Source organism: Pelomonas baiyunensis (genome assembly GCF_043555935.1).
GTDB lineage: Bacteria > Pseudomonadota > Gammaproteobacteria > Burkholderiales > Burkholderiaceae_C > Pelomonas > Pelomonas baiyunensis.
Window position 1 is genome coordinate 1,362,188 of sequence record NZ_JBIGIB010000001.1, and the last position, 20,408, is coordinate 1,382,595.

The following is a 20,408-nucleotide window of genomic DNA, read 5'->3' on the forward strand; positions in this document are numbered from 1 at the left end:
AGTCATTCCTTGCGGAAGGCGCCGGGCGCCAGGGCCTTGAGCGGGGTGCGGCAAGGCACCCGTCCCTCGGCCGTGCCCAGGAAGAACAGTCCGCCCGGACGGAGCTGCATCAGCACCCGATCCACCACGGCCGATTTGGTCTTGGCATCGAAATACAGCAGCACGTTGCGCAGGAAGATCACGTCGAACGGGCCGATGGTTTCGATCGGTTGGCACAGGTTCAGCTGCCCGAAGCGCACCCGCTCGCGCAGCGTCTCGCGCACCTGCACCAGCCCGGCGCTTTCTTCTTCGCCCTTGAGGCAGTGGCGCTTGAGTTGCTGGGCCGACACCTCGCGCAGCCGGTCGGCCGGGTAGATGCCCTGCACCGCGCTTTGCAGCACCCGTTCGCTGATGTCGGTGGCCAGTACCGACCAATCGGGGCCCACGGTGCCCATCATTTCCAGGTCAGCCAGCATCATGGCCACGCTGTAGGCCTCGTCGCCGAACGACGACGCGGCGCTCCACACGGCCAGGCGCTGAGGGCGGGTGCGTTGCAACTCGGCCTGCAGGAGGTCGAAGTGCGCCCGCTCGCGGAAGAAATAGGTCTCGTTGGTGGTGAGCAGGTCCACCGCCATCTGGAACTCGCCCCCGTCGTCGTGGCTCTCGATCAGGCGCACGTAGTCTTCAAACGTGCCCAAACCCAGGCGCTGCACGCGGCCCCACAGCCGGGCGTGCACCAGTGACTTCTTCTGCGGCGTGAAGGACAGCCCCACGCTGCTGTGCATCAGCCGGGCTATGCGGCTGAAGCTGCGGTCGGAGAGCGGGATGGTGGCCATGGTCGGGGCTTCAGGCGGCCAGGGCGAGCTGGCTGGCTTCGCACAGGCTGGCCATTTCGGCGATGTCCAGTGCGCGGTCGGGGTCCAGCAGCACGAGGAAGCGGTCGGCGCAGCGGCCCATGCCGGCGATGAAGTCGCGCCGGGTGCTGCCGCCGAAGGTGGGGGGCGGTTCGACCTGGCCCGGCTCCAGCGTGATGACTTCGCTGACGGCGTCCACCATCAGGCCCAGCTCGGTGCGCTCGCCGTCGCGTACCGAATCCACGATCACGATGCAGGTCTTCTTGCCCACGGTGGCCATGCCCCGGCCGAAGCGGGCCTTCAGGTCGATGACCGGCACCACGGCGCCGCGCAGGTTGATGACGCCGCGCACGAAGTCGGGCATCAGCGGCACGGTGGTCATGGCGCCGTGCTGGATGATTTCCCGCACGGTGCGGATGTCCAGGCCGAACGACTCCTGCCCGAGTGCGAAGCTCAGGAACTGCCGGGGCATGTCGAGAGGATCAGGGGCGCTGCTCATGACGACCTCGCGGGCTCAGAACGGGCGGAAGTTGCCGTGCGTGCCGGTGGCCTGCAGCCGTGGCTGCGTGCCCGACCGGGCCGGCGGGTTGCCACGCATGGGCGAGTTCGGCGCGCGGCGTTCCACGAAGGGCTGGGCGTCGAAGCGGCCGGCGCTGCTGGCGGCGGCATCGCCCCGGGTGTTGAAGAAGGCCACCGATTGCTGCAGTTGCTCGGCCTGGCCCGACAGCTCTTCGGAGGTGGCGGCCAGTTCTTCCGAGGCGCTGGCGTTTTGCTGGGTGGCCTTGCTGAGTTGCCCCATCGCACCGCCGATCTGCGTGACCGACTGGCTCTGCTCCTGCGAGGCCGCCGCAATCTCCTGCACCAACTCGCTGGTCTTCTGGATGCTGGGCACGATCTCGTCCAGCAGCTTGCCGGCGCGCTCGGCGGTGCTGACGCTGTTGCCGGCCAGGTCGCCAATTTCCTTGGCGGCCTCCTGGCTGCGTTCGGCCAGCTTGCGCACCTCCGCCGCCACCACCGCGAAGCCCTTGCCGTGCTCGCCGGCTCGCGCGGCTTCGATGGCGGCGTTCAGGGCCAGCAGGTTGGTTTGGTAGGCGATGTCGTCGACGATGCTGATCTTTTGCGCGATCTTCTTCATGGCAGCGACGGTCTGCGTCACGGCCACGCCGCCATCTGCCGCCTCCTTGCTGGCCTTGGTGGCCATGCCGTCGGTGACCTTGGCGTTGTCGCTGTTCTGGCTGATGCTGGCCGACATCATGTCGATGGACGCCGTCGTCTGCTCCACCGACGAGGCTTGCTCGCTCGCGGCCTGCGACAGGCTCTGCGCCGTGGCGCTGACCTGGCCTGCGGCGCCGCTCAGCGCGTCGGCCGCGCTGCGCACCTCGTCCATGACCGTGGCCAGCTTCTCGCAGGTGCTGTTGGCGTCGTTCTTGACCTGGTCGAACACGCCTTGCACCTCGGCCGTCATGCGCTGGGTGAGGTCGCCAGCGGCCATGCTGCTGAACACGCGCACCACGTCGTCCATCACGGCCGAGAGCTTTTCGGAGGTGGCGTTCGCGTCGTCCTTGAGGCGGCCGAACACCCCGGCGTAGGTTTCATCGATGCGCTGCGACAGGTCGCCCACGGCGAGGGCGGCGAACACGCGGCCCACGTCGTTGAAGATGACCGAGGTGGTTTCGATGAGTGCGTTGGTGCTCTCGCACAGCACGGCCACCGGGCCGGTCTTGCCCTCCATCGGGATGCGTTGCGTCAGGTCGCCGTTGCGGGCGGCGGTGGTGACCTGCTGGGCCTGGGCCACCGCTTCGTCGAGCATGCGCGCGGCGCGCACTTGGGCGGTCACGTCGGTGGCGATCTTGACCACCTTCACCACCCTGCCCATTTCGTCCTTGACCGGGGCGTACACGGCCTGGATCCACACGTCGCCACCCGCCTTGTTGATGCGGTGGAAGACGTCGTTTTGCGGCTTGCCGGCGCTGAGGTCGCGCCAGAACTGCGCGTACGCCGGGCTGGCGGCCAGCACCGCGTCGCAGAACATGCGGTGGTGGCGGCCCTTCACCTCGTCCAGGGCGTAGCCCATCACCGTCAGGAAGTTGTCGTTGGCGGTCAGCACCTGGCCGTCCAGGTCGAACTCGATGTAGGCGTAGCTGCGGTCGATGGCCGCGAGGATGCCGCGCGAGTTTTGGCGCTCCAGCTCCTGCTCGGTGATGTCGTAGCGCACGCCGAGGTACTTCATGGGCTTGCCGTTGTCGCCCAGGATCGGGGCGATGACCGCGTCCACGTAGTAGGGCGTGCCGTCCTTGGCGCGGTTCTTCACCATGCCGCGGAAGATGTCCCCGCGCCCGATGGTCGCCCACATCTGCTTGAACACCTCCTTGGGCATGTCGGGGTGCCGGGTGGTGTTGTGGCCGTGGCCAATCAACTCGCCCTTCGGGTACTTCGACACCTGCAGGAACTTGTCGTTCACGGTCAGGATGTCGCCCTTCTTGTCCGCCTCCGACACGATGCTGGTGAGGTTCATGATGTCGGTGCGCACCTTCAGCTCGGCCTCCACCGACTTGAGGCGGGCGTGCAGCTCTTCGCGTTCGGTGCGCAGCGCGTCGCAGGTTTGCTCAGCGTTCTTGAGCGACTGCTCGGCCAAGGCGCGGGCCTGATCGGCCGCGTCGATTCGCGTGCCGGCAATCCAACGGGTCAGCCAGGGGGTGGAATCGGAGTTCATGGTGTGTGCCTCGGGGTGAGAAATCAGAAGGGGCGGAAGTTGCCGGTGCCGGTGGCCAGCGGGCGGGCCGCGCCGGGCAGTGGCGTGAGCGCGTTGGGAACGGGGCGGGCGGCGCGCGGCGGCGAGTTGGCGGCGCGCCGTTCATGCGTGTAGGCCGCCTCGGTGCGCGAAGCGCTCACGAAGAAGGCCATGGACTGCTGCAGCTGCCCGGCCTGGCCCGACAGCTCTTCGGACGTGGCGGCCAGCTCTTCCGAGGCGCTGGCGTTTTGCTGGGTGGCCTTGCTGAGCTGCCCCATGGCGCCGCCGATCTGGCCCACCTGTTGGCTTTGCTCTTGCGAGGCCGCTGCAATTTCCTGCACCAGCTCGCTGGTCTTCTGGATGCTGGGCACGATCTCGTCCAGCAGCTTCCCGGCGCGCTCGGCGGTGCTGACGCTGTTGCCGGCCAGGTCGCCAATTTCCTTGGCGGCTTCCTGGCTGCGTTCGGCCAGCTTGCGCACCTCGGCTGCAACCACCGCAAAGCCCTTGCCGTGCTCGCCGGCTCGCGCCGCCTCGATGGCGGCGTTCAGCGCCAGCAGGTTGGTTTGGTAGGCGATGTCGTCGACGATGCTGATTTTTTGCGCGATCTTCTTCATGGCCGTCACGGTCTGCGTGACCGCCACACCGCCGTCCGCCGCCTCCTTGCTGGCCTTGCTGGCCATGCCATCGGTGACCTTGGCGTTGTCGCTGTTCTGGCTGATGCTGGCCGAGATCATGTCGATGGACGCGGTGGTCTGCTCCACCGAGGCGGCCTGCTCGGCAGCGGCCTGTGAGAGGCTTTGCGCGGTGGCGCTGACCTGGTTGGCCGCGCCGGTGAGGGCATCTGCCGCGCTGCGAACCTCGTCGATGATGTTGGTGAGCTTGTCGCCCGTGCTGTTGGCGTCGTCGCGCAGCTGCGCGAACACGCCGGTGTACTCCCGCGTGATGCGTTGCGACAGGTCACCCGCCGCCAACCCGGCGAACACGCGGCCCACGTCTTCAAAGATCACGGCCGTGGTTTCCATCAGCCCGTTCACGCCCTCGCACAGCGTGGCGATGGGGCCGGTTTTGCCCTCCATCGGGATGCGCTGCGACAAATCGCCCGTGCGTGCGGCACTGGTGACCTGCTCGGCCTGCACGACGGCGTCGGTCAGCATGCGGTTGGCGCTGACCTGGGCGGTCACGTCGGTGGCGATCTTGACCACCTTCACCACGCGCCCCATTTCGTCCTTCACCGGGGCGTACACGGCCTGAATCCACACCTCCTGGCCCGACTTGCCCAGCCGGCGGAACACGTCGTTTTGCGGCAGGCCGGCGTTCAGGTCGTGCCAGAACTTGGCGTAGGCCGTGCTGGCGGACAGCTGCGTGTCGCAGAACATGCGGTGGTGGCGCCCCTTGATTTCGTCCAGGGTGTAGCCCAGCGTCTTCAGGAAGTTCTCGTTCGCGTGCAGCACGTGGCCGGTGAGGTCGAACTCGATGTACGCGTAGCTCTGGTTGATGGCCGCGAGGATGCCTCGGGCGTTTTGCCGCTCGATCTCCTGTTCGGTGATGTCGTAGCGCACACCCAGGTACTTCATGGGCTTGCCGTTGTCGCCCAGGATGGGCGCGATGACGGCGTCCACGTAGTAGGGCGTGCCGTCTTTGGCGCGGTTCTTCACCATGCCGCGAAAGATCTCGCCCCGCCCGATGGTGGACCACATCTGCTTGAACACCTCCTTGGACATGTCGGGGTGCCGCGTGGTGTTGTGGCCGTGGCCGATGAGTTCCTCGCGGCTGTACTTCGAGACCTCCAGAAACTTCTCGTTGATGCTCAGGATGTCGCCCTTCTTGTCGGCCTCCGACACGATGCTGGTGACGTTCATGATGTCCGTGCGAACTTGAAGTTCGGCCTGCGCCGCCTTGAGGCGACTCTCGGCATCGGCCAGCGCGGCTTCGGCAGCGCGGCGTCCGTCTTCAGCGGCTTGGAGGGCCTTGCCGGCCAGCAGTCGGGTGATCCAGGAGGGGGTGGTCATGGCGCGAATCCTTGGAGGCGGTCTGTGGGGCAGTCAGCTGAGACTGCGTTCGACAGGCAATTCCGGCGTGGCCCGGGATTGGGGCGGCTCGGCCGCCAGATGCGCCAGGGCCGGCACGTCGAAGATCAGCGCCACCTCGCCGTTGCCGAGGATGGAGGAGCCCGACATGCCGCGCAGGCTGCGGAACAGCCGGCCCAGCGGCTTGATGACGGTCTGGTGCTGGCCCATCAGCGTGTCCACCAGCACCCCGAAGCGGGTGTGGCCGGACTTCAGCACCACGATGCTGCCGCGCGGCGCGGCGTTGCCTTCGATGGCGTAGAGCGTGCGCAGGCTCACCACGGGCAGCACTTGCTGGCGCAGCTCCACCACGCCGCGGCCGCGGTCGTCCAGGCAGGCGTCGCCCGCCCGGCCTTCGATCACTTCCACCACCGCGTCCAGCGGCAGGATGAACTTGGAGCTGCCCACAGCCACCAGGAAGCCGTCGATGATGGCCAGCGTCAGCGGCAGGCGAATCTCGATGGTGGCGCCTTCGCCCTCGGTGCTGGTCAGCAGCACGGTGCCGCGCAGGGCTTCGATGTTGCTGCGCACCACGTCCATGCCCACGCCGCGGCCGCTGAGGTTGGTGACTTGCTCGGCAGTGGAGAAACCGGGCTCGAAGATCAGCCGCAGGATGGCTGCGTCGTCCGGCACCACGCCGGGCTCCACCAGGCCGCGGGCCCAGGCGCGCTCCAACACCTTGCGGCGCTGGATGCCACGGCCGTCGTCGGTGATGCAGATGACCACGCTGCCCGCCTCGTGCCGGGCCGAGAGCGTCAGCCGCCCCTGGCCGGGCTTGCCGGCGGCCTCGCGGTCGGCGGCGCGCTCCAGGCCGTGATCCAGCGCGTTGCGCACCAGGTGCATCAGCGGGTCGGCGATGCGCTCGACCACGCTCTTGTCCAGCTCGGTCTCACCGCCCACGATGTCCAGCTGCACGTCTTTGCCGAGTTCGGCCGCCGTGTCGCGCACCACGCGGCGAAACCGTGAAAAGGTTTCGCCGATCGGCACCATGCGCAGCTGCAGCGTGCCGTTGCGGATCTCCTCGATCAGCCGGCTGATCTGCTCATTGGCTTCCATCAGCTGGCGTTGCTGGGTCTCACGGGCCAGCAGGGCGGCCCCGGCGCCGGCAATCACCAGCTCACCGAGCAGGTTGATCACGGCGTCCAGCCGGTTGGCCTGCACGCGGATGAAGCGCTGGTCTTCCGCCGGGCCAGCCGCCCCCGGGGCCGCGCCGGTGGCACCGGGTTCGGCGCGCTGGCGTTGCTTGCGCAGGGCGGCGTCCACCACCTGCGGGGCCAGGCCGGTCTGTTCGGTCAGCAGCTCGCCCAGCAGCGCGGGCACGCCTTGCGCCGCGGCGGCTTGCTGGCTGCGCAGGCCTTGTTGCAACTGGGCCTGGCTGATGGCGCCGGCGGCCACCAGGATTTCACCCAGGCGCGGGTTGTCGGGCATCGCGTCGATCAGGTCGGCGAACTGCGCGGGCGAGGCGCCGGGGTTGATGACGTGCAGCTGGCAGTCCTCGCGCACGAAGCTGAAGGCGTCTTCGATCTGCTCGCGGCTGGCCTCGGTGTCCAGGCTGAACACGAAGCTGAGGTGGCAGCTCTCCGGGTGCAACGCTTCCAGCGTGGGCACGCCGGCCGCATCGCACACGATGTGCACCACGTCGCCCAGGCCGCGCACGTAGTTCAGCACGGCCAGGGGGTCCATGCCGTTGCGGAACACCTCCGGCCCGAACGCGACCGACACGTGCCACAGGCGGCGCGGCCGGGCGGGTTCGTCCGCCGCGGCGGCCGTGGAGCCGCTGGGGGCGCTCGGGGCGGCCACACCGGCGGCGGTCTGCAGCTCGGCCACCAGCGCCTCGCGCAGGGCCGCACCTTGCGCGTCTTCCGCGGCGCCTCCGGCTTCATCCACCAGCACCCGCACCTGGTCGTTGCAGCGCAGCAGCAGCGTGCTCAGCGCGGGCGTCAGTTCCACCTGACCCTCCCGCAAGCGCTGCAGCAGGGTTTCGACGTGGTGGGTGAACGCCACCACCGCGTCCAGCCCGAACACACCGGCGGAGCCCTTGACGGTGTGCGCGCAGCGGAAGAGGGCGTTCAGCAGCTCGGTGTCGCCGGGCTGGTCTTCCAGCTGCAGCAGCAGGGCTTCCAGGTTTTCGATCTGCTCGCGCGCCTCGCTGAGGAAGGCGGGCAGGGCTTCGGCAATGAAGTCGGCGTCGTGGCTCATGCGGCCTCCGTGGCGCTGGGGGAGGTGATGTCCGCCAGCCAGGCGCCCAAGCCCAGCGCGGTGCAGGCATCGCTCAGGCTGGGGCTGGGTGCCTGCAGCCGCAGCGTGCGGCCTTGGGTGCCGAGTTGCCGGTGCAGGGCCAGCAGCAATTGCAGGCCGGCGCCGTCCACGTCTTGCACGGCATGGGCGTCCACGGCCGCTTCAGGCTCGGCCTGGGCTGCGGCCCAGTTCAGCCATTGCGGGTGCAGTTCCGCCACCGTGTAAATGGTGAGTTCCGCGGGCAGGCTCAGCGCGTTCATGGCGGGCCTCCGGCTCAGGGCAGCACCAGCTTGGACACGGCGTCCAGCAGCTGCGGCGGGTTGAACGGCTTGACGATCCAGGCCTTGGCGCCGGCCTGGCGTCCGCGGGCTTTGGCGTCTTCCTCGCCCTCGGTGGTCAGCATGATCACGGGCACGAAGCGGTGGCGCGGGTGCTGCTTGACGTGCGTCACGAAGGTGATGCCGTCCATGTTGGGCATGTTCACGTCGCACACGATCAGGTGCACCTTGGCCGCTTTGTCCAGCGCCGCCAGGCCCGCCACGCCGTCACCGGCTTCCACGACGTCGTAGCCGGATCGATTCAGGGCCAGCCGCACCACGGTGCGCAGGGAGCTGGAGTCGTCCACGATGAGGATGGTCTTGGCCATGGTGGGTCCTCAGAAGAAGGTCGTTTCGATGTTTCGCTCGGGGGTGGCCTGCACCGGCGTGCCACGGGACACGGCACGCTGTTCGGCCGTGGTGTAGCCCGCCGCCAGCAGGGCTTGCCACTCGCCCAGGTCCGGCGGCTCGCCGGCCTCGGCGGCGGCTTGCAGGGTCTGGGTGGCTTGCTGGATGGAGTCGCGCAGTTGGTCGAGGATCTGCTGCACCCGGTCCTGGAACTGGAAGGACATCAGCAACTGCTCGACCCGCGCCTTCACGGTTTCCGCCTGCGCACTTTGTTCGGCGGCGCGTTGGTGCAGGTCTGACACCGCTGCGTTGACCTGCTGCACGACCTGGTTCACCGTCTCTTCGGACGCGTGAATGGCCGCGGTGTCTTGGGCTGCGTTGTCTGTGGCTTGGCGCAGGGCCTGCTGCATGCGGTCGTTGAACTCCGCCACTTGCACGCTGATGCGCCGGCCGGTGTCGCCCGACTCGGCGGACAGTCGCCGCACTTCGTTGGCCACCACGGCGAACCCCCGGCCGGCTTGACCCGCACGGGCCGCTTCGATGGCGGCGTTCAGCGACAGCAGGTTGGTTTGCCGAGCCAGGCTCGACACGTCTTCCGCCATGGTGTGCAGCCGGCCGGACGCCTCGCCCAAGGTCTGCACCGTGCCCAGCACTTGATCGCGGGACTGCACGAAGCCGTCGAGGCTGCGCAGCAGGCCGCGCAGCTGGGTGTCGCAGTCGGCCAGCACGGCCACCCGGTCCTGCTCCGACACGTGGGCGCCGCCCTGGGTCGAGGTGCCGACCAGGGCGTCGAGTTGCTGCAGGATGTCGGTGAACGCGGCGAGCATCTGGTCGATGGCTTCGCGCAGCTGGGTTTGTGCGGTGGTGAGGTGGGTGGCCCAGGTGGCGCCGGCGTCGCCCAGGCGGGCCGCCAGGGCCTGTTCCAGTTCGGCCGTGGCCGCGCGGGAGGTAGCCGCCGGCTGCCGCCAGCTCCACACCGCGGCGATCACGGCGCCCAGCCCCCATGCGCCCCAGGCCCAGAGACCGCCCAGCGTGTGCGCCAGAACCAGCACCGGGGCGGCCAGGCCCCACACCACCAAGGCTGTCCAGCGGTTGAGGCCGCTGGGCTTCGTGGCGCTTGGCAAAAATGCTGTATTCATCATTTGTTGCCGCGGGTTGGTGGGTTGTTTCGGGTGGTGTCGATTGCAAAGCTTGCTTTCGACGCCTTGTTTCTTTCGTTGATATCAATTCTGCCAAATTGGGTGCGACAAAGCAAAGCGCCCGCGGCTCGATGCACGAGCGCGGGCGCAAGGTTTGCGGAACTATTTGGCGAAAGCGCGGGGGAAGGTTCCGTGCCGGCTGCGGGTGCCTCCGTGCGCGCCGGCGTTGGGGCGTGCTTGGGGTGTGCTTGAGGTGCGCTGGGGGGGCGTTGGCCGCGGGCGCCGGGCGGAGGGCGCCGAAGCGCCGTCAGGCGAGGGCGGTCATGCGCTCCATCAGCACACAGCGCACGCCGCGCCGTGCGGTGATCTGGGCGGTCTGGGCACGCAGGAACTCTTCAGCCTGCGAGTGGGCGGTGCTGAATTCAAACCCGCACAGCTGCACGCGGTGGTTCAGCGCGCGCGTCCACACCCGGCGCACGTCGGCACTGAACAGGGGCACGCCGTCGTCTTCGCCCAGCAGCAGGCGCATTTCGTAGTGCGTGGCGTCCAGCTCCGGCTCGGCCGCAGTGAGGATTTGCAGGCCGCCTTCGCTCAGGTTCACCACCACGCCGGCCCGCGCGCCAGCGAGGTCGGCCGGCTTGATCACCCAGACGGGCAACTGCTCCTGGGCGTCGGGCACCAGAAAGAACTCCACCCGGGGAGAACGGCGTTGGTCGATTCCGGTCATGGTGAGGGCTCCGTGCAAAACGCAGTTGTTGATGCAAACGACACGGAGAAGACCATTTGGGCGTGACAGGGTGGTGAAGCCGGTCGTTAGCATCCGCGCGAGGAGTTTGCAGTGCCACAGAAAGCGCTTTCATGACGCAGCCGGAAGGAATCCGGGAACGGTTGCGACGCACGTTCGAGTTGTATGCCGAGGGCGACGGTGAGTCCGCGCGCATCCGCGCCGAGCACCTGAACCAACTCGCCCGCCTGACGCCGCTGCTGATGGTCGCCAATGTGGTGGCCGGTGGATTTGTATGGCTGGCCGTGGGGCCTGCGGGCGGCGTGGCGCTGGCCGTGTGGCTGGCGTTGCTGGGCAGCGTGGTGCTGCTCGGGCTGGTGCGCTGGTGGCACGGGCGCGGCCGCACGGTGCGCAAGGCGTCGGTTCGGGGCCTGCACCGGGGCACGCTGCATGCGGCGCTGCTCGGGCTGTGCTGGGGCTGGGTGGCGGCGCAGTGGTTTCCGGCGGTTCACGAGGCCGAGCGCGTTTTGCTGGCCACGATGGTGGCGGGCATGCTGGGGGCGGGCGCCTTTGCGCTGGCCATGCTGCCGTGGGCCAGCCTGGCCTATGTGGGGCTGATCGTGGTGGGGGGCTTGGTGGCCCTGATCCGCGCGGCCGAGCCGCTGTACCTGGCGGTGGCGGTGATGCTGCTGGCCTACGGCGCGGTGGTGTCGCTGGCGTCCATGGCGCTGGCCCGGCAGGCCACGGCCTTGCGCCGGGCGCGCTACAGCCAGGCGCGCCAGCAGCAGGTGGTGTCGCTGCTGCTGCGCGACTTCGAAGAAAACTCCAGCGACGCGCTCTGGGAAACCGACGCCGAGGGGCGGCTGATGCACCGCTCCCCCCGCCTGGCCGCGATGCTGGGCTTGTCGATTGACAAGCTGCGCGAGGTGCGCCTGCCGCAATGGTTCGGCTCGCGCTCGCACGACGCCGGCCCCTTGCTGGCGGCCTGGGCCCTGGGCCGTCCGTTTCGCGACTTGAAGCTGCAGATTGGCCGAGGGGAATCCTCGCGCTGGTGGTCACTCAGTGCCAAGCCGATCACCCCGACGGATGGCAGCACGACGGGCGGCTGGCGGGGCGTGATCGCCGACGTGACCGAGGCGCAGCGCTTCGAGAACCAGCTCCGCTTGCAGGCGGAGCAAGATGCGCTGACAGGCTTGGCCAACCGCCGCAGCCTGATGAACGCGGCCCAGGCAGCGATGTCGCTGGGACGCGCGGGCTGGTTGCTGTCCATCGACCTCGACCACTTCAAGGTCATCAACGACAGCTCCGGCCACTCCACCGGCGACGAAGTGCTGCGCGTGGTGGCGGGGCGCCTGCAGGCGCTGGTGGAGGAAGGCGATCTGGTGGGACGGCTCGGTGGCGACGAGTTCGCGATGCTGCGCTTGGGCGACTCGCCGCGACGCGCGCCTCAGGCCATGGCGGCCTTGATCATTGATCGGCTCAGCGAGCCCATCGTCATTGGCGTGAAGCGGCTGCACGTGGGCGCCAGCGTGGGCCTCGCCCGGTTGGACGGTTCGGTCGCGAACGTGGAAGACCTGATGGTGAACGCCGACCTGGCGCTCTACGACGCCAAGCGCTCGGGCCGGGCCCGCAGCGTGGTCTATGCCAATGCCTTAGGGGCAGCGAGCCGCCGTATGCACACCGTGGAGCAGGCGCTGCGCGAGGGGCTCGGGCAGGGGCAGTTCGAGCTGCACTTCCAGCCCAAGGTGGATGCGCGCACTCTGCTGCCGCTGGGTGTGGAGGCGCTGATGCGCTGGGAGCACCCGCAGCTGGGCTCCATTTCGCCGGGTGAATTCATTCCGGCGGCCGAGCGCTGCGGGCTCATCCACGAGCTGGGGGCGCTGGCCTTGCAGCAAGCCTGCCTGGCGGTGCGCCAGCTGCCGGGCCTGAGCGTGGCGGTGAATGTGTCGCCCCTGCAGCTGATGGAGCCGGGCTTTGTGGCCAGCGTGGAGCACGTGCTGGTCCAGACCAGCGTCGCGCCGTCGCTGCTGCACCTGGAGGTGACGGAATCTCTGATGCTGGAAGACGCGCAATCGGCGCTGAAGCGGCTGCACGCGTTGCGGGAACTGGGCCTGCAGGTGGCGCTGGACGACTTCGGCACCGGCTTCTCGTCGCTGGCCTACCTGCGGGCGTTCCCGTTCCACACGCTCAAGATCGACCGCTCGTTCGTGCGTTCGCTCACCGAGCACGCCGACGCCCGAGCCATCGTGAACACCATCGTGCAGATGGCCGGGGTGCTGGGCATGCGGACGGTGGCCGAGGGCGTGGAAACCGACCGCGAGTTGGCCGTGATTCGCGCCATCCGCTGCGACGAGGTGCAGGGCTACCTCGTGGCGCGCCCCATGCCGCTGGGCAAGTTGCAAGACTGGCTGGCCGGTCGGCCCATCACCGGCCCGCAAGACGACGTGGACTCGCGCATCATGCCGTGGCGCCTCACGCAGATGTCGCCGCCGACCACGATGTTCGGCAACGACCTCTGAACGCCGCCCCGTCGCCTGGACCGGGCGGCTGGGGCAGGTGATCAGACCGCCAGCAATTCCACTTCAAACAGCAGCGTGGCATTGGGCGGAATCACGCCGCCCGCGCCGTAGGCGCCGTAGCCCAGCTCGGGCGGCAGCACCAGCATGCGGGTGCCACCCACCTGCATGCCTTGCACGCCTTCGTCCCAGCCGGCAATCACTTCGCCGCCACCCAGGCGGAACTTGAAGGGCTGGCCGCGGTCCTTGCTGGAGTCGAACTTCTTGCCCTTCATGCCGTCCTTGAACAGCCAGCCGGTGTAGTGCACCGACACGCGCTGGCCCTTGGCGGCGGTGGCGCCTTCGCCCACCACGCGGTCTTCAAACTGCAGGCCGGTGGCCGTGGTTTGCAGGGTCAGCTCCACCGGCTCCGAGCCGCCGGCCAGGCCGAGCAGTTCCACTTCAAAACACAGCGTCGCGTTCGGCGGAATCACGCCACCGGCGCCACGGGCCCCGTAGCCGAGGCTGGCGGGAATGATCAGCGTGCGCTTGCCGCCAATCTTCATGCCCTGCACGCCTTCGTCCCAGCCGCGGATGACCATGCCGGCGCCCAGTTCGAACTCGAACGGGTCGCGGCGGTCCAGGCTGGAGTCGAACTTGGTGGTCTTGGCGCCGTCGACCCACAGCCAGCCGGTGTAGTGCACGGTCACGTCATGGCCGGCTGCCGCCTGTTTGCCGTCGCCGACGACGGTGTCTTCAAACTGCAGGCCGCTGGGCGTGGTGTTCATGGAGAAATCCTTGCGATCGAAAAGGGATGTCGGATTGTCGCTGGCCGTTCGCCCGTGCGTTGCACACCGTGCGGGTCGAGGGTGGGGGTTGTCGTGCGCGGCTCGTTCGTCGCTCACTCGTCTGACGCGCAAGCTCGCATTGACAGGCTGACCATCCGCCGCTCCCCGCTGTGAACGCGCGGCTCTGCGGGCGATGCAGTGCCGGACACGCGGAATGAAACCAAAAATGACAGCGCTGTACATCAACCACTTTCGCGTCTCTACTCGCGGCCCGAGCAGCGCACGGGCTGCCGGCCCATGACCCGAGGAGACACACCATGCACCCCTTCACACACACCATTCGCCGCGCCCTCGCGGCGCTGTTGGGCGGCGCGCTGCTGGCCCAGGCCGGCGCGGCGCTGGCGGACGTGAGCCCGCTGTCCGTCAGCGGCAACAAGATCCTGGCCGGCGGCCAGCCCGCCAGCTTCGCCGGCAACAGCCTGTTCTGGAGCAACACCGGCTGGGGCGGCGAGAAGTACTACAACGCCAGCGTGGTGAGCTGGCTGAAGAACGACTGGAAATCGCGCGTCGTGCGCGTGGCCATGGGCGTGGATGAGGGCAGCGGCTACCTGCAAGACCCGGCCGGCAACAAGGCCCGCGTCAAGGCGGTGGTGGACGCGGCCATCGCCAACGACCTGTACGTCATCATCGACTGGCACAGCCACCACGCCGAGGACTACCGCACCCAGGCCGTGGCCTTCTTCGAGGAGATGGCCCGCACCTACGGCAAGAGCAATCACGTCATCTACGAGGTTTACAACGAGCCGCTGAACGTGTCCTGGAGCGGCACGATCAAGCCCTACGCGCAGGCCGTGATCAACGCCATCCGGGCGATCGACCCGGACAACCTCATCATCGTCGGCACGCCCAACTGGTCGCAGGACGTGGACGCCGCGTCGCGCGACCCGATCCGTGGCACCAACATCGCGTACACGCTGCATTTCTACGCGGGCTCCCACGGTCAGTGGCTGCGGGACAAGGCGCAGACGGCCTTGAACAACGGCATCCCCCTGTTCGTCACGGAATGGGGATCGGTCAACGCCAGTGGTGACGGCGCCGTGGCCGAGGCCGAAACGGCCGCGTGGATGGACTTCCTGAAGACCCGCGGCATCAGCCACGCCAACTGGTCGCTGAACGACAAGGCCGAGGGCGCGTCGGCCCTGGTGCCGGGGGCGTCGCCCCAAGGCGGCTGGAGCGCCGGGCAGTTGACCCGCTCAGGCACGCTGGCCAAGCAAATCATCAGCGGCTGGGGCGGTGGCCCCACGCCCACGCCGGGCTGCACCCGCGCCACCTTGCCCGCCCGCGTGCAGGCCGAGGCCTACTGCAACATGGCCGGCATCCAGGTCGAGCCCACCACCGATGTCGACGGCGGCGGCAACGTCGGCTACATCGACGCCGGCGACTGGATGACCTACGACGTGAACGTGCCCACGGCCGGCAGCTACGTGGTGAAGTACCGCGTGGCCAGCGCCCCGGGTGGCGGCGTCATTCAGCTGGAGCGGGCCGGCGGCGGCACCGTGTTCGGCACAGTGAACGTGCCGGCCACCGGGGGCTGGCAGAGGTGGACGACGGTGCAGCACACCGTCAACCTGCCCGCCGGCGCCCAGACGCTGGCCCTCCTGGCCAAGGCGGGCGGGTTCAACGTGAACTGGCTGGACCTCAGCCCCGCCGGCAGCCCCGTGCCCACCGGCATCACCATCCAGGCCGAGAGCTTCGATGCCCAGAGCGGCGTGCAGACCGAGGGCACCACCGACACCGGCGGCGGCCTGAACGTGGGCTACCTGGACGCCGGCGACTGGCTGTCTTACCCCGCCATCAACCTGACCGCAGGCGGCACCTACCTGATCGAGTACCGCGTGGCCAGCCTGAACGGCGGCGGCAACCTGCAGCTCGAAGAGGCCGGGGGCAGCGTGGTGTACGGCGCGCTGAATGTGCCGTCCACCGGCGGCTGGCAGAACTGGACGACCATCTCCCACACGGTCACGCTGCCCGCGGGCAGCCGCAAGTTCGGCATCGCGGTGCGCAACGGCGGCTGGAACCTGAACTGGTTTCGGGTGACCAAGACCCCTTGAAGCCAAGTTGCGTGGCGACTCTGCAGGATCAGCCCGCCTCCCCGTGCGGCCATTGCCGCGTGGCGGCGGCCAGCACCTCGGGCGTCGTCATGGCGCCGGGTGGCATCTCCAGCCCGAGCCGTTCGGCGGCCTCGCGCAAGCGAGCGGCCGGGTCTGCCAAGTCGATCGCTGCCGCACCGTTTTGCTTGGAGAGCTTGTGCCCGTCGGGCGCCAGCACCAGCGGCGTGTGCAGGTAGCGCGGGTTGGGCAGGCCGAGGGCGTTTTGCAAGGCGATTTGGCGGGGCGTGTTGTCGGCCAGGTCCTCGCCCCGAACAACGTCGGAGATGCCTTGCGCAGCGTCGTCCACCACCACGGCGAGCTGGTAAGCCCACAGCCCGTCGGCGCGCTTCAGCACGAAGTCGCCCACCTCGGTGGCCAGGTCTTGCGTCTGCGCGCCGAGGCGCCGGTCATGCCACGTGATGCGGCCCTGCACCGGAAAGCGCCAGGCGCGTGCAGGCCGGCCGTGGGTGCCGCCCCGTTCGGGTCGGCAGGTGCCGGGGTAGACCAACTCGCCATGCTTGGCGCGCGGCCCGGCAGCGGCTGCGATCTCGGCCCGGGTGCAGGCGCAGCCGTAGGCCTGGCCCGCAGCCACAAGGCGGTCCAGCGCCGCTTGGTACAGCCCGCTGCGCCGGGACTGCCACTCGGGCGCTTCATCGGGCTGCAGGCCCAGCGCGGCAAGTTGGCTGAGGATGAATTCGCCCGTGCCGGGCGGGCAGCGCGGGCCGTCCACATCTTCGATGCGCACCAGCCACTGGCCGCCATGCGCCCGGGCGTCCAGCCAACTGGCCAGTGCCGCCACCAACGAACCCGCGTGCAGCGGGCCGGTGGGCGAGGGCGCGAAGCGGCCGCGGTAGCTGCCGAGGCCGCCGCTGCGCGTGGCCGCCGTTTCAGCGGTGGGGCGAACGTCAGCCGCCATCAGATCAGCAAGCCTTCGTGCTGTTCCAGCAGGGCCTTGCGGGTGGCATCGCTGCTCAGGCGGGCCAGCCACCAAGCCAGGGCCTTGCCCGTGGGTTGGCTGCTGCCGCTGGGGCTTTTGCGCCAGGCGTAGTGCATGGTGCCGCCGCGGTGGCCTTCATAGGTGGTTTTGCGCACCAGTCGGCCGGCTTCGATGTGGCGCTTCACCATGGGCGCGGGCACCGAGCCGCAGCCCAGGCCGCGCAGCAGGCCTTCCACCTTGGCGGCCAGGGTGGGCAGGGTCAGCACGTCTTGCCCGGGCAGCACGCCCACGGTGATGGGCTGCATCTGCCGGGCGCTGTCGGCCACGGTGATGATGCGGTGCTCGGCAATCTGCGCCGCCGTCAGCGGCTCCGGCGCCTGGGCCAGCGGGTGGTGGGGCGCCACGCAGAACACGAATTCCAGTGGCCCCAGGGGTTCGCAGTCCACCGCAGCGCTGGGCACGCGGGTGCCGGCGCCGATGGCGATGTCCGCCTGCCCGCTCAGCAGCGCTTCCCAGGTGCCGGCCAGCACCTCCACGCGCAGCTTGAGCCGGGTGGGAGGCGGTCCGCCGCCGTCGATGCGCTCGGCGTAGAACGCTTCCATCAGGTCAAACACCGCCCGGCGGGCCAGCGCGTCGTCCACCGCCAGGGTCAGCTCGGTCTCCCAGCCGGTGGCAATGCGGCGCACGCGGTTGGCCACGGCGTCCAGGTCTTGCAGCAGGCGGCGGCCTTCCACCAGCAACTCCTGCCCCGCGGAGGTGAGCACGGCCTGGCGGGAGCTGCGGTCGAACAGCAGCACGTCCAGCGCGTCCTCGAGTTGGCGCACGGAGTAGGTCAGCGCCGAAGGCACGCGGCCCATCTCGCGCGCGGCGGCGGCAAAGCTGCCGGTGCGGGCGATGGTGTCCATCATGGCCAGGGCTTCAGGCGTCAGCGCGCGGCGTTTTTCTTGGGGTGTGGACATGCGTTCAGTCTATTTGAATGGTGCCTCGGAGGCGCCTCACCGATCGCGAAAGCCGCCGCTCCTACATTGGCTGCACCCCACCACGAAGGAGTCCGAGATGCTGCAACGAATCAAGTCCTGTGACCGCGGCTATGCCGATCACGGCTGGCTGAAATCGTTCCACAGCTTCTCGTTTGCCGACTACTACGACCCCGCCCGCATGGGCTTCGGCGCGCTGCGCGTGATCAACGAAGACCAGATCGCCCCGGGCACCGGATTCGGCACGCACGGCCACCGCGACATGGAAATCATCAGCTACGTGCTCTCCGGCGAGTTGGCCCACAAGGACAGCATGGGCAACGGCCAGGCCGGGGGCGCGAACGCAGGCGTCATCCGCCCCGGCGATGTGCAGCGCATGAGCGCGGGCAGCGGCGTGCTGCACAGCGAGTTCAACCACGCGAAAGACCAGACCACGCACTTCCTGCAGATCTGGATTCAGCCGGACGCCGACAAGCGCGGCATTGCGCCCAGCTACGAGCAAAAGCATTTCGCAGCGGACACCAAGCGCGGCACGCTGCGGCTGGTGGCCGCCAGCGACGGTGCCGAGGGTGCCGTGACCATCCACGCCGATGCGCGCCTTTACGCGGGCTTGTTCAACGGCAGCGAAGCCGCCGAACTCGCACTGGCACCCGGCCGCTTGGCCTACGTGCACCTCGTGCGCGGCGCGCTTACCGTGAATGGGCAAAACCTGGCATCGGGTGATGCCTTGCAAGTTCGCGAAACATCGCGCCTCGTTTTTTCCGCCGGGCAAGACGCCGAAGTGTTGGTGTTCGACCTGGCGGCCTGAATCTCTTCCCCCACCCCTTGAGGAATTTCCCCATGAGCAAGATCGTTGTCGTCTACCACTCCGGCTACGGCCACACCCAGAAGATCGCCGAGGCCGTGGCCGAAGGCGCGGGCGCGCAGCTGGCCGCCATCAGCGCTGAAGGCCTGGTGAGTGACGAAGACTGGGCCGCGCTGAATGCGGCCGATGCCATCGTGTTCGGTTCGCCCACCTACATGGGCACCGTGAGCTGGCAGTTCAAGCGCTTTGCGGATGCGTCGTCCAAGGCCTGGTTCACCCGCGCTTGGCAAGACAAGCTGGCCGCCGGCTTCACCAACTCGGCTTCGCTTAATGGCGACAAGGCCGGCACGCTGTCGTACCTGCAGACGCTGGCCAATCAGCACGGCATGCTGTGGGTGAGCTTGGGTATGCCGCCGGCCAACAGCAAGGCCGCCACGCGCGCCGACATCAACAACCTGGGCGGCTCGGGCGGCCTGCTGGCAGCCACGCCGGCCGATGCGTCCACCGCCGAAATGGTGGACGGTGACCTGGCCACGGCCAAGGCCTTCGGCGCCCGCGTCAAAGCGGCCGCCGACCGCATCGCCGGCTGATCCGGCTGGTGAAAACCGCGGGGCTTACACCAGCCCCGCGTCGCGCGCCCTGGCCCCCGGGAACACGGTGGCCAGTTGCGCGTCATTCAGGCCGTACATGCGCTTGAACAACCCCCCCAGCAGCGCGCGGTACTCGTTGAGCACCGGGTAGTCGCGGTTCTGGAACAGGGTGTCGGCTTTCACCTCCACCTGTTCCCCCGCGATGCGCCCGCCGCGCACGCCGCCGCCCAGCACCCAGTAGGCGCTGCCGTGCCCGTGGTCGGTGCCGCGGTTGCCGTTCTCGCGGAAGGTGCGGCCGAACTCGCTGACCACCACCACCACGGTGTTCTTCCACTGCGGGCCCATTTCATCGGCAAACAGCGCCAGGCCCCGGCCCAGTTCGCCCAACTTGGTGGCCAGCGCGCCAGTGGCGCCGCCTTGTGCCACGTGCGTGTCCCAACCGCCCACGTCAATGAAGCCCAGCGCCACGCGCTCGCGCATCAGGCGTGCCACGCGCCGGGCTTCCAGCGCGAAGCCCTTGGCGGCAATGGCGCCGCGGCTGGCGGCTTCCATCTCGCCTGCCATTTCACGGCTCACCTCATCGCGCACCTCGAAGCCGCCGCTCACCGTGCCCGCCATGCGCGTGCCGGCATACATGCCAGCAATCACCTGCGCCTGCGCGGCGTTGATGGCGGGTTTGCCCAACTCGCGCAGGGCCTGGTTGGCCACCGGCAGGCCACCGCGCAGGATGAGCGGCACTTGGTCGGTGAAAGCCATGGCCTCCAGGCGCGAGCCGCCCGCGGCGCCGGCACCCAGCACGCCCGCCAAGCGGTTCATGAAACCGCTGCGGAAGTCGCGTGCGTCGTTGTCGGGCTGGCCCAGTTCGATGTGGTCCTGCGTTTCGAAATGGCTGCGCGTGGTGTCATGCGTGCCGGCAAAGGGCACGAACGCTGCCTGCTGCTTGAGCCACAGCGGGTGCACGCTGTCGGCCAGCGCTGGGGCCAGGCCCCAGGCGCCGTCCAGCGGCAGGGCGGCGTCTTTGGCGATGGCGATGTTCGGGCGCGATTCGTAATAGAACGGCGAGGCCACCGGCACGAGCAGGTTGGCCGCGTCGTACGCGCCGCGCAGGAAGACAAGCAGCAAGCGGGGCGTGTCCGGCGTGGCCGCCCACAGACGGGTCGGCAGCGCGGTACCCAGGCCGAGTTGCAAGAGATGGCGTCGTTGCATGGCAAGCCTCAAGTCCGGCAGTGGAGCGTGCCCGAGCGCGGATCGAGCGGGCATGAAGCGTTCT

At 68.8% G+C, this 20,408-nt stretch carries 17 protein-coding genes and 1 pseudogene; 4 read left to right on the forward strand and 14 right to left on the reverse strand.

Going from position 1 to position 20,408, the window contains the following annotated elements:
- Positions 1 to 2 precede the first annotated feature (2 nt).
- The 9 genes from ACG01O_RS06155 to ACG01O_RS06200 all read right to left on the reverse strand — a co-directional run bounded on the left by ACG01O_RS06155 (position 3) and on the right by ACG01O_RS06200 (position 10,399).
- Positions 3 to 815 (reverse strand): CheR family methyltransferase, encoded by an 813-nt coding sequence (locus tag ACG01O_RS06155; protein ID WP_394382350.1) that lies wholly within the window; start codon positions 813 to 815, stop codon positions 3 to 5.
- Positions 816 to 825: 10 nt separating this feature from the next.
- Positions 826 to 1,332, reverse strand: a complete 507-nt coding sequence (locus ACG01O_RS06160) for a chemotaxis protein CheW (protein ID WP_394382352.1) — start codon at positions 1,330 to 1,332, stop codon at positions 826 to 828.
- Positions 1,333 to 1,347: 15 nt separating this feature from the next.
- Positions 1,348 to 3,546: a methyl-accepting chemotaxis protein gene (locus ACG01O_RS22295; protein WP_419964627.1), complete on the reverse strand. Its 2,199-nt coding sequence runs from the start codon at positions 3,544 to 3,546 to the stop codon at positions 1,348 to 1,350.
- A gap of 23 nt (positions 3,547 to 3,569) precedes the next feature.
- The gene (locus ACG01O_RS06175; protein ID WP_394382355.1) at positions 3,570 to 5,573 is read right to left on the reverse strand and encodes a methyl-accepting chemotaxis protein; all 2,004 of its coding nucleotides are present in this window, start codon (positions 5,571 to 5,573) and stop codon (positions 3,570 to 3,572) included.
- Positions 5,574 to 5,606: 33 nt separating this feature from the next.
- A complete protein-coding gene (locus tag ACG01O_RS06180; RefSeq protein WP_394382358.1) occupies positions 5,607 to 7,829 on the reverse strand; it encodes a chemotaxis protein CheA in 2,223 nt (740 codons plus the stop codon).
- Entirely contained in the window at positions 7,826 to 8,128 is a 303-nt protein-coding gene (locus ACG01O_RS06185; RefSeq protein WP_394382361.1) for an STAS domain-containing protein, read from the reverse strand. Before ACG01O_RS06185 ends, ACG01O_RS06180 begins: the two co-directional genes overlap by 4 nt.
- A 14-nt stretch (positions 8,129 to 8,142) precedes the next feature.
- On the reverse strand, positions 8,143 to 8,514 hold the full coding sequence (locus ACG01O_RS06190; protein WP_394382364.1) for a response regulator: 372 nt from the start codon (positions 8,512 to 8,514) through the stop codon (positions 8,143 to 8,145).
- A gap of 9 nt (positions 8,515 to 8,523) precedes the next feature.
- Positions 8,524 to 9,657 carry a methyl-accepting chemotaxis protein gene (locus ACG01O_RS06195; RefSeq protein ID WP_394382366.1) on the reverse strand — a complete coding sequence of 378 codons (1,134 nt, stop codon included), beginning with the start codon at positions 9,655 to 9,657 and terminating at the stop codon, positions 8,524 to 8,526.
- Positions 9,658 to 9,979: 322 nt separating this feature from the next.
- Positions 9,980 to 10,399, reverse strand: coding sequence for a PilZ domain-containing protein (locus ACG01O_RS06200; RefSeq protein WP_394382367.1), 420 nt, complete (start codon positions 10,397 to 10,399; stop codon positions 9,980 to 9,982).
- 161 nt (positions 10,400 to 10,560) lie between these two features.
- Here ACG01O_RS06200 and ACG01O_RS06205 point away from each other — a divergent pair, with 161 nt between their 5' ends.
- Positions 10,561 to 12,915, forward strand: a complete 2,355-nt coding sequence (locus tag ACG01O_RS06205; protein ID WP_394382370.1) for a putative bifunctional diguanylate cyclase/phosphodiesterase — start codon at positions 10,561 to 10,563, stop codon at positions 12,913 to 12,915.
- Positions 12,916 to 12,956: 41 nt separating this feature from the next.
- Here the strand turns inward: ACG01O_RS06205 and ACG01O_RS06210 are convergent, their stop codons facing one another.
- Both ACG01O_RS06210 and ACG01O_RS06215 read right to left on the reverse strand, forming a co-directional pair.
- Positions 12,957 to 13,310 (reverse strand): FKBP-type peptidyl-prolyl cis-trans isomerase, encoded by a 354-nt coding sequence (locus tag ACG01O_RS06210; RefSeq protein ID WP_394382540.1) that lies wholly within the window; start codon positions 13,308 to 13,310, stop codon positions 12,957 to 12,959.
- A gap of 24 nt (positions 13,311 to 13,334) precedes the next feature.
- Positions 13,335 to 13,679, reverse strand: a pseudogene (locus ACG01O_RS06215) (FKBP-type peptidyl-prolyl cis-trans isomerase); the annotation flags it as partial.
- Between the two features lie 317 nt (positions 13,680 to 13,996).
- Between ACG01O_RS06215 and ACG01O_RS06220 the strand changes: the two are divergent.
- A complete protein-coding gene (locus ACG01O_RS06220) occupies positions 13,997 to 15,790 on the forward strand; it encodes a carbohydrate-binding protein (protein ID WP_394382372.1) in 1,794 nt (597 codons plus the stop codon).
- A 28-nt stretch (positions 15,791 to 15,818) separates the two neighbouring features.
- Here the strand turns inward: ACG01O_RS06220 and gluQRS are convergent, their stop codons facing one another.
- Both gluQRS and ACG01O_RS06230 read right to left on the reverse strand, forming a co-directional pair.
- Positions 15,819 to 16,745, reverse strand: coding sequence for a tRNA glutamyl-Q(34) synthetase GluQRS (gene gluQRS / locus ACG01O_RS06225; RefSeq protein WP_394382374.1), 927 nt, complete (start codon positions 16,743 to 16,745; stop codon positions 15,819 to 15,821).
- Positions 16,745 to 17,725, reverse strand: a complete 981-nt coding sequence (locus ACG01O_RS06230; RefSeq protein ID WP_394382377.1) for a LysR family transcriptional regulator — start codon at positions 17,723 to 17,725, stop codon at positions 16,745 to 16,747. The genes gluQRS and ACG01O_RS06230 overlap by 1 nt, the downstream gene beginning before the upstream one ends.
- A 97-nt stretch (positions 17,726 to 17,822) precedes the next feature.
- Here ACG01O_RS06230 and ACG01O_RS06235 point away from each other — a divergent pair, with 97 nt between their 5' ends.
- Together ACG01O_RS06235 and ACG01O_RS06240 are read left to right on the forward strand one after the other, a co-directional pair.
- Entirely contained in the window at positions 17,823 to 18,551 is a 729-nt protein-coding gene (locus ACG01O_RS06235) for a pirin family protein (RefSeq protein WP_394382379.1), read from the forward strand.
- 32 nt (positions 18,552 to 18,583) lie between these two features.
- Positions 18,584 to 19,138 carry a flavodoxin family protein gene (locus ACG01O_RS06240; RefSeq protein WP_394382381.1) on the forward strand — a complete coding sequence of 185 codons (555 nt, stop codon included), beginning with the start codon at positions 18,584 to 18,586 and terminating at the stop codon, positions 19,136 to 19,138.
- Between the two features lie 24 nt (positions 19,139 to 19,162).
- Here ACG01O_RS06240 and ACG01O_RS06245 read toward each other — a convergent pair whose 3' ends face one another.
- Positions 19,163 to 20,344 carry a DUF1501 domain-containing protein gene (locus ACG01O_RS06245; protein ID WP_394382383.1) on the reverse strand — a complete coding sequence of 394 codons (1,182 nt, stop codon included), beginning with the start codon at positions 20,342 to 20,344 and terminating at the stop codon, positions 19,163 to 19,165.
- Positions 20,345 to 20,408: the final 64 nt, after the last annotated feature.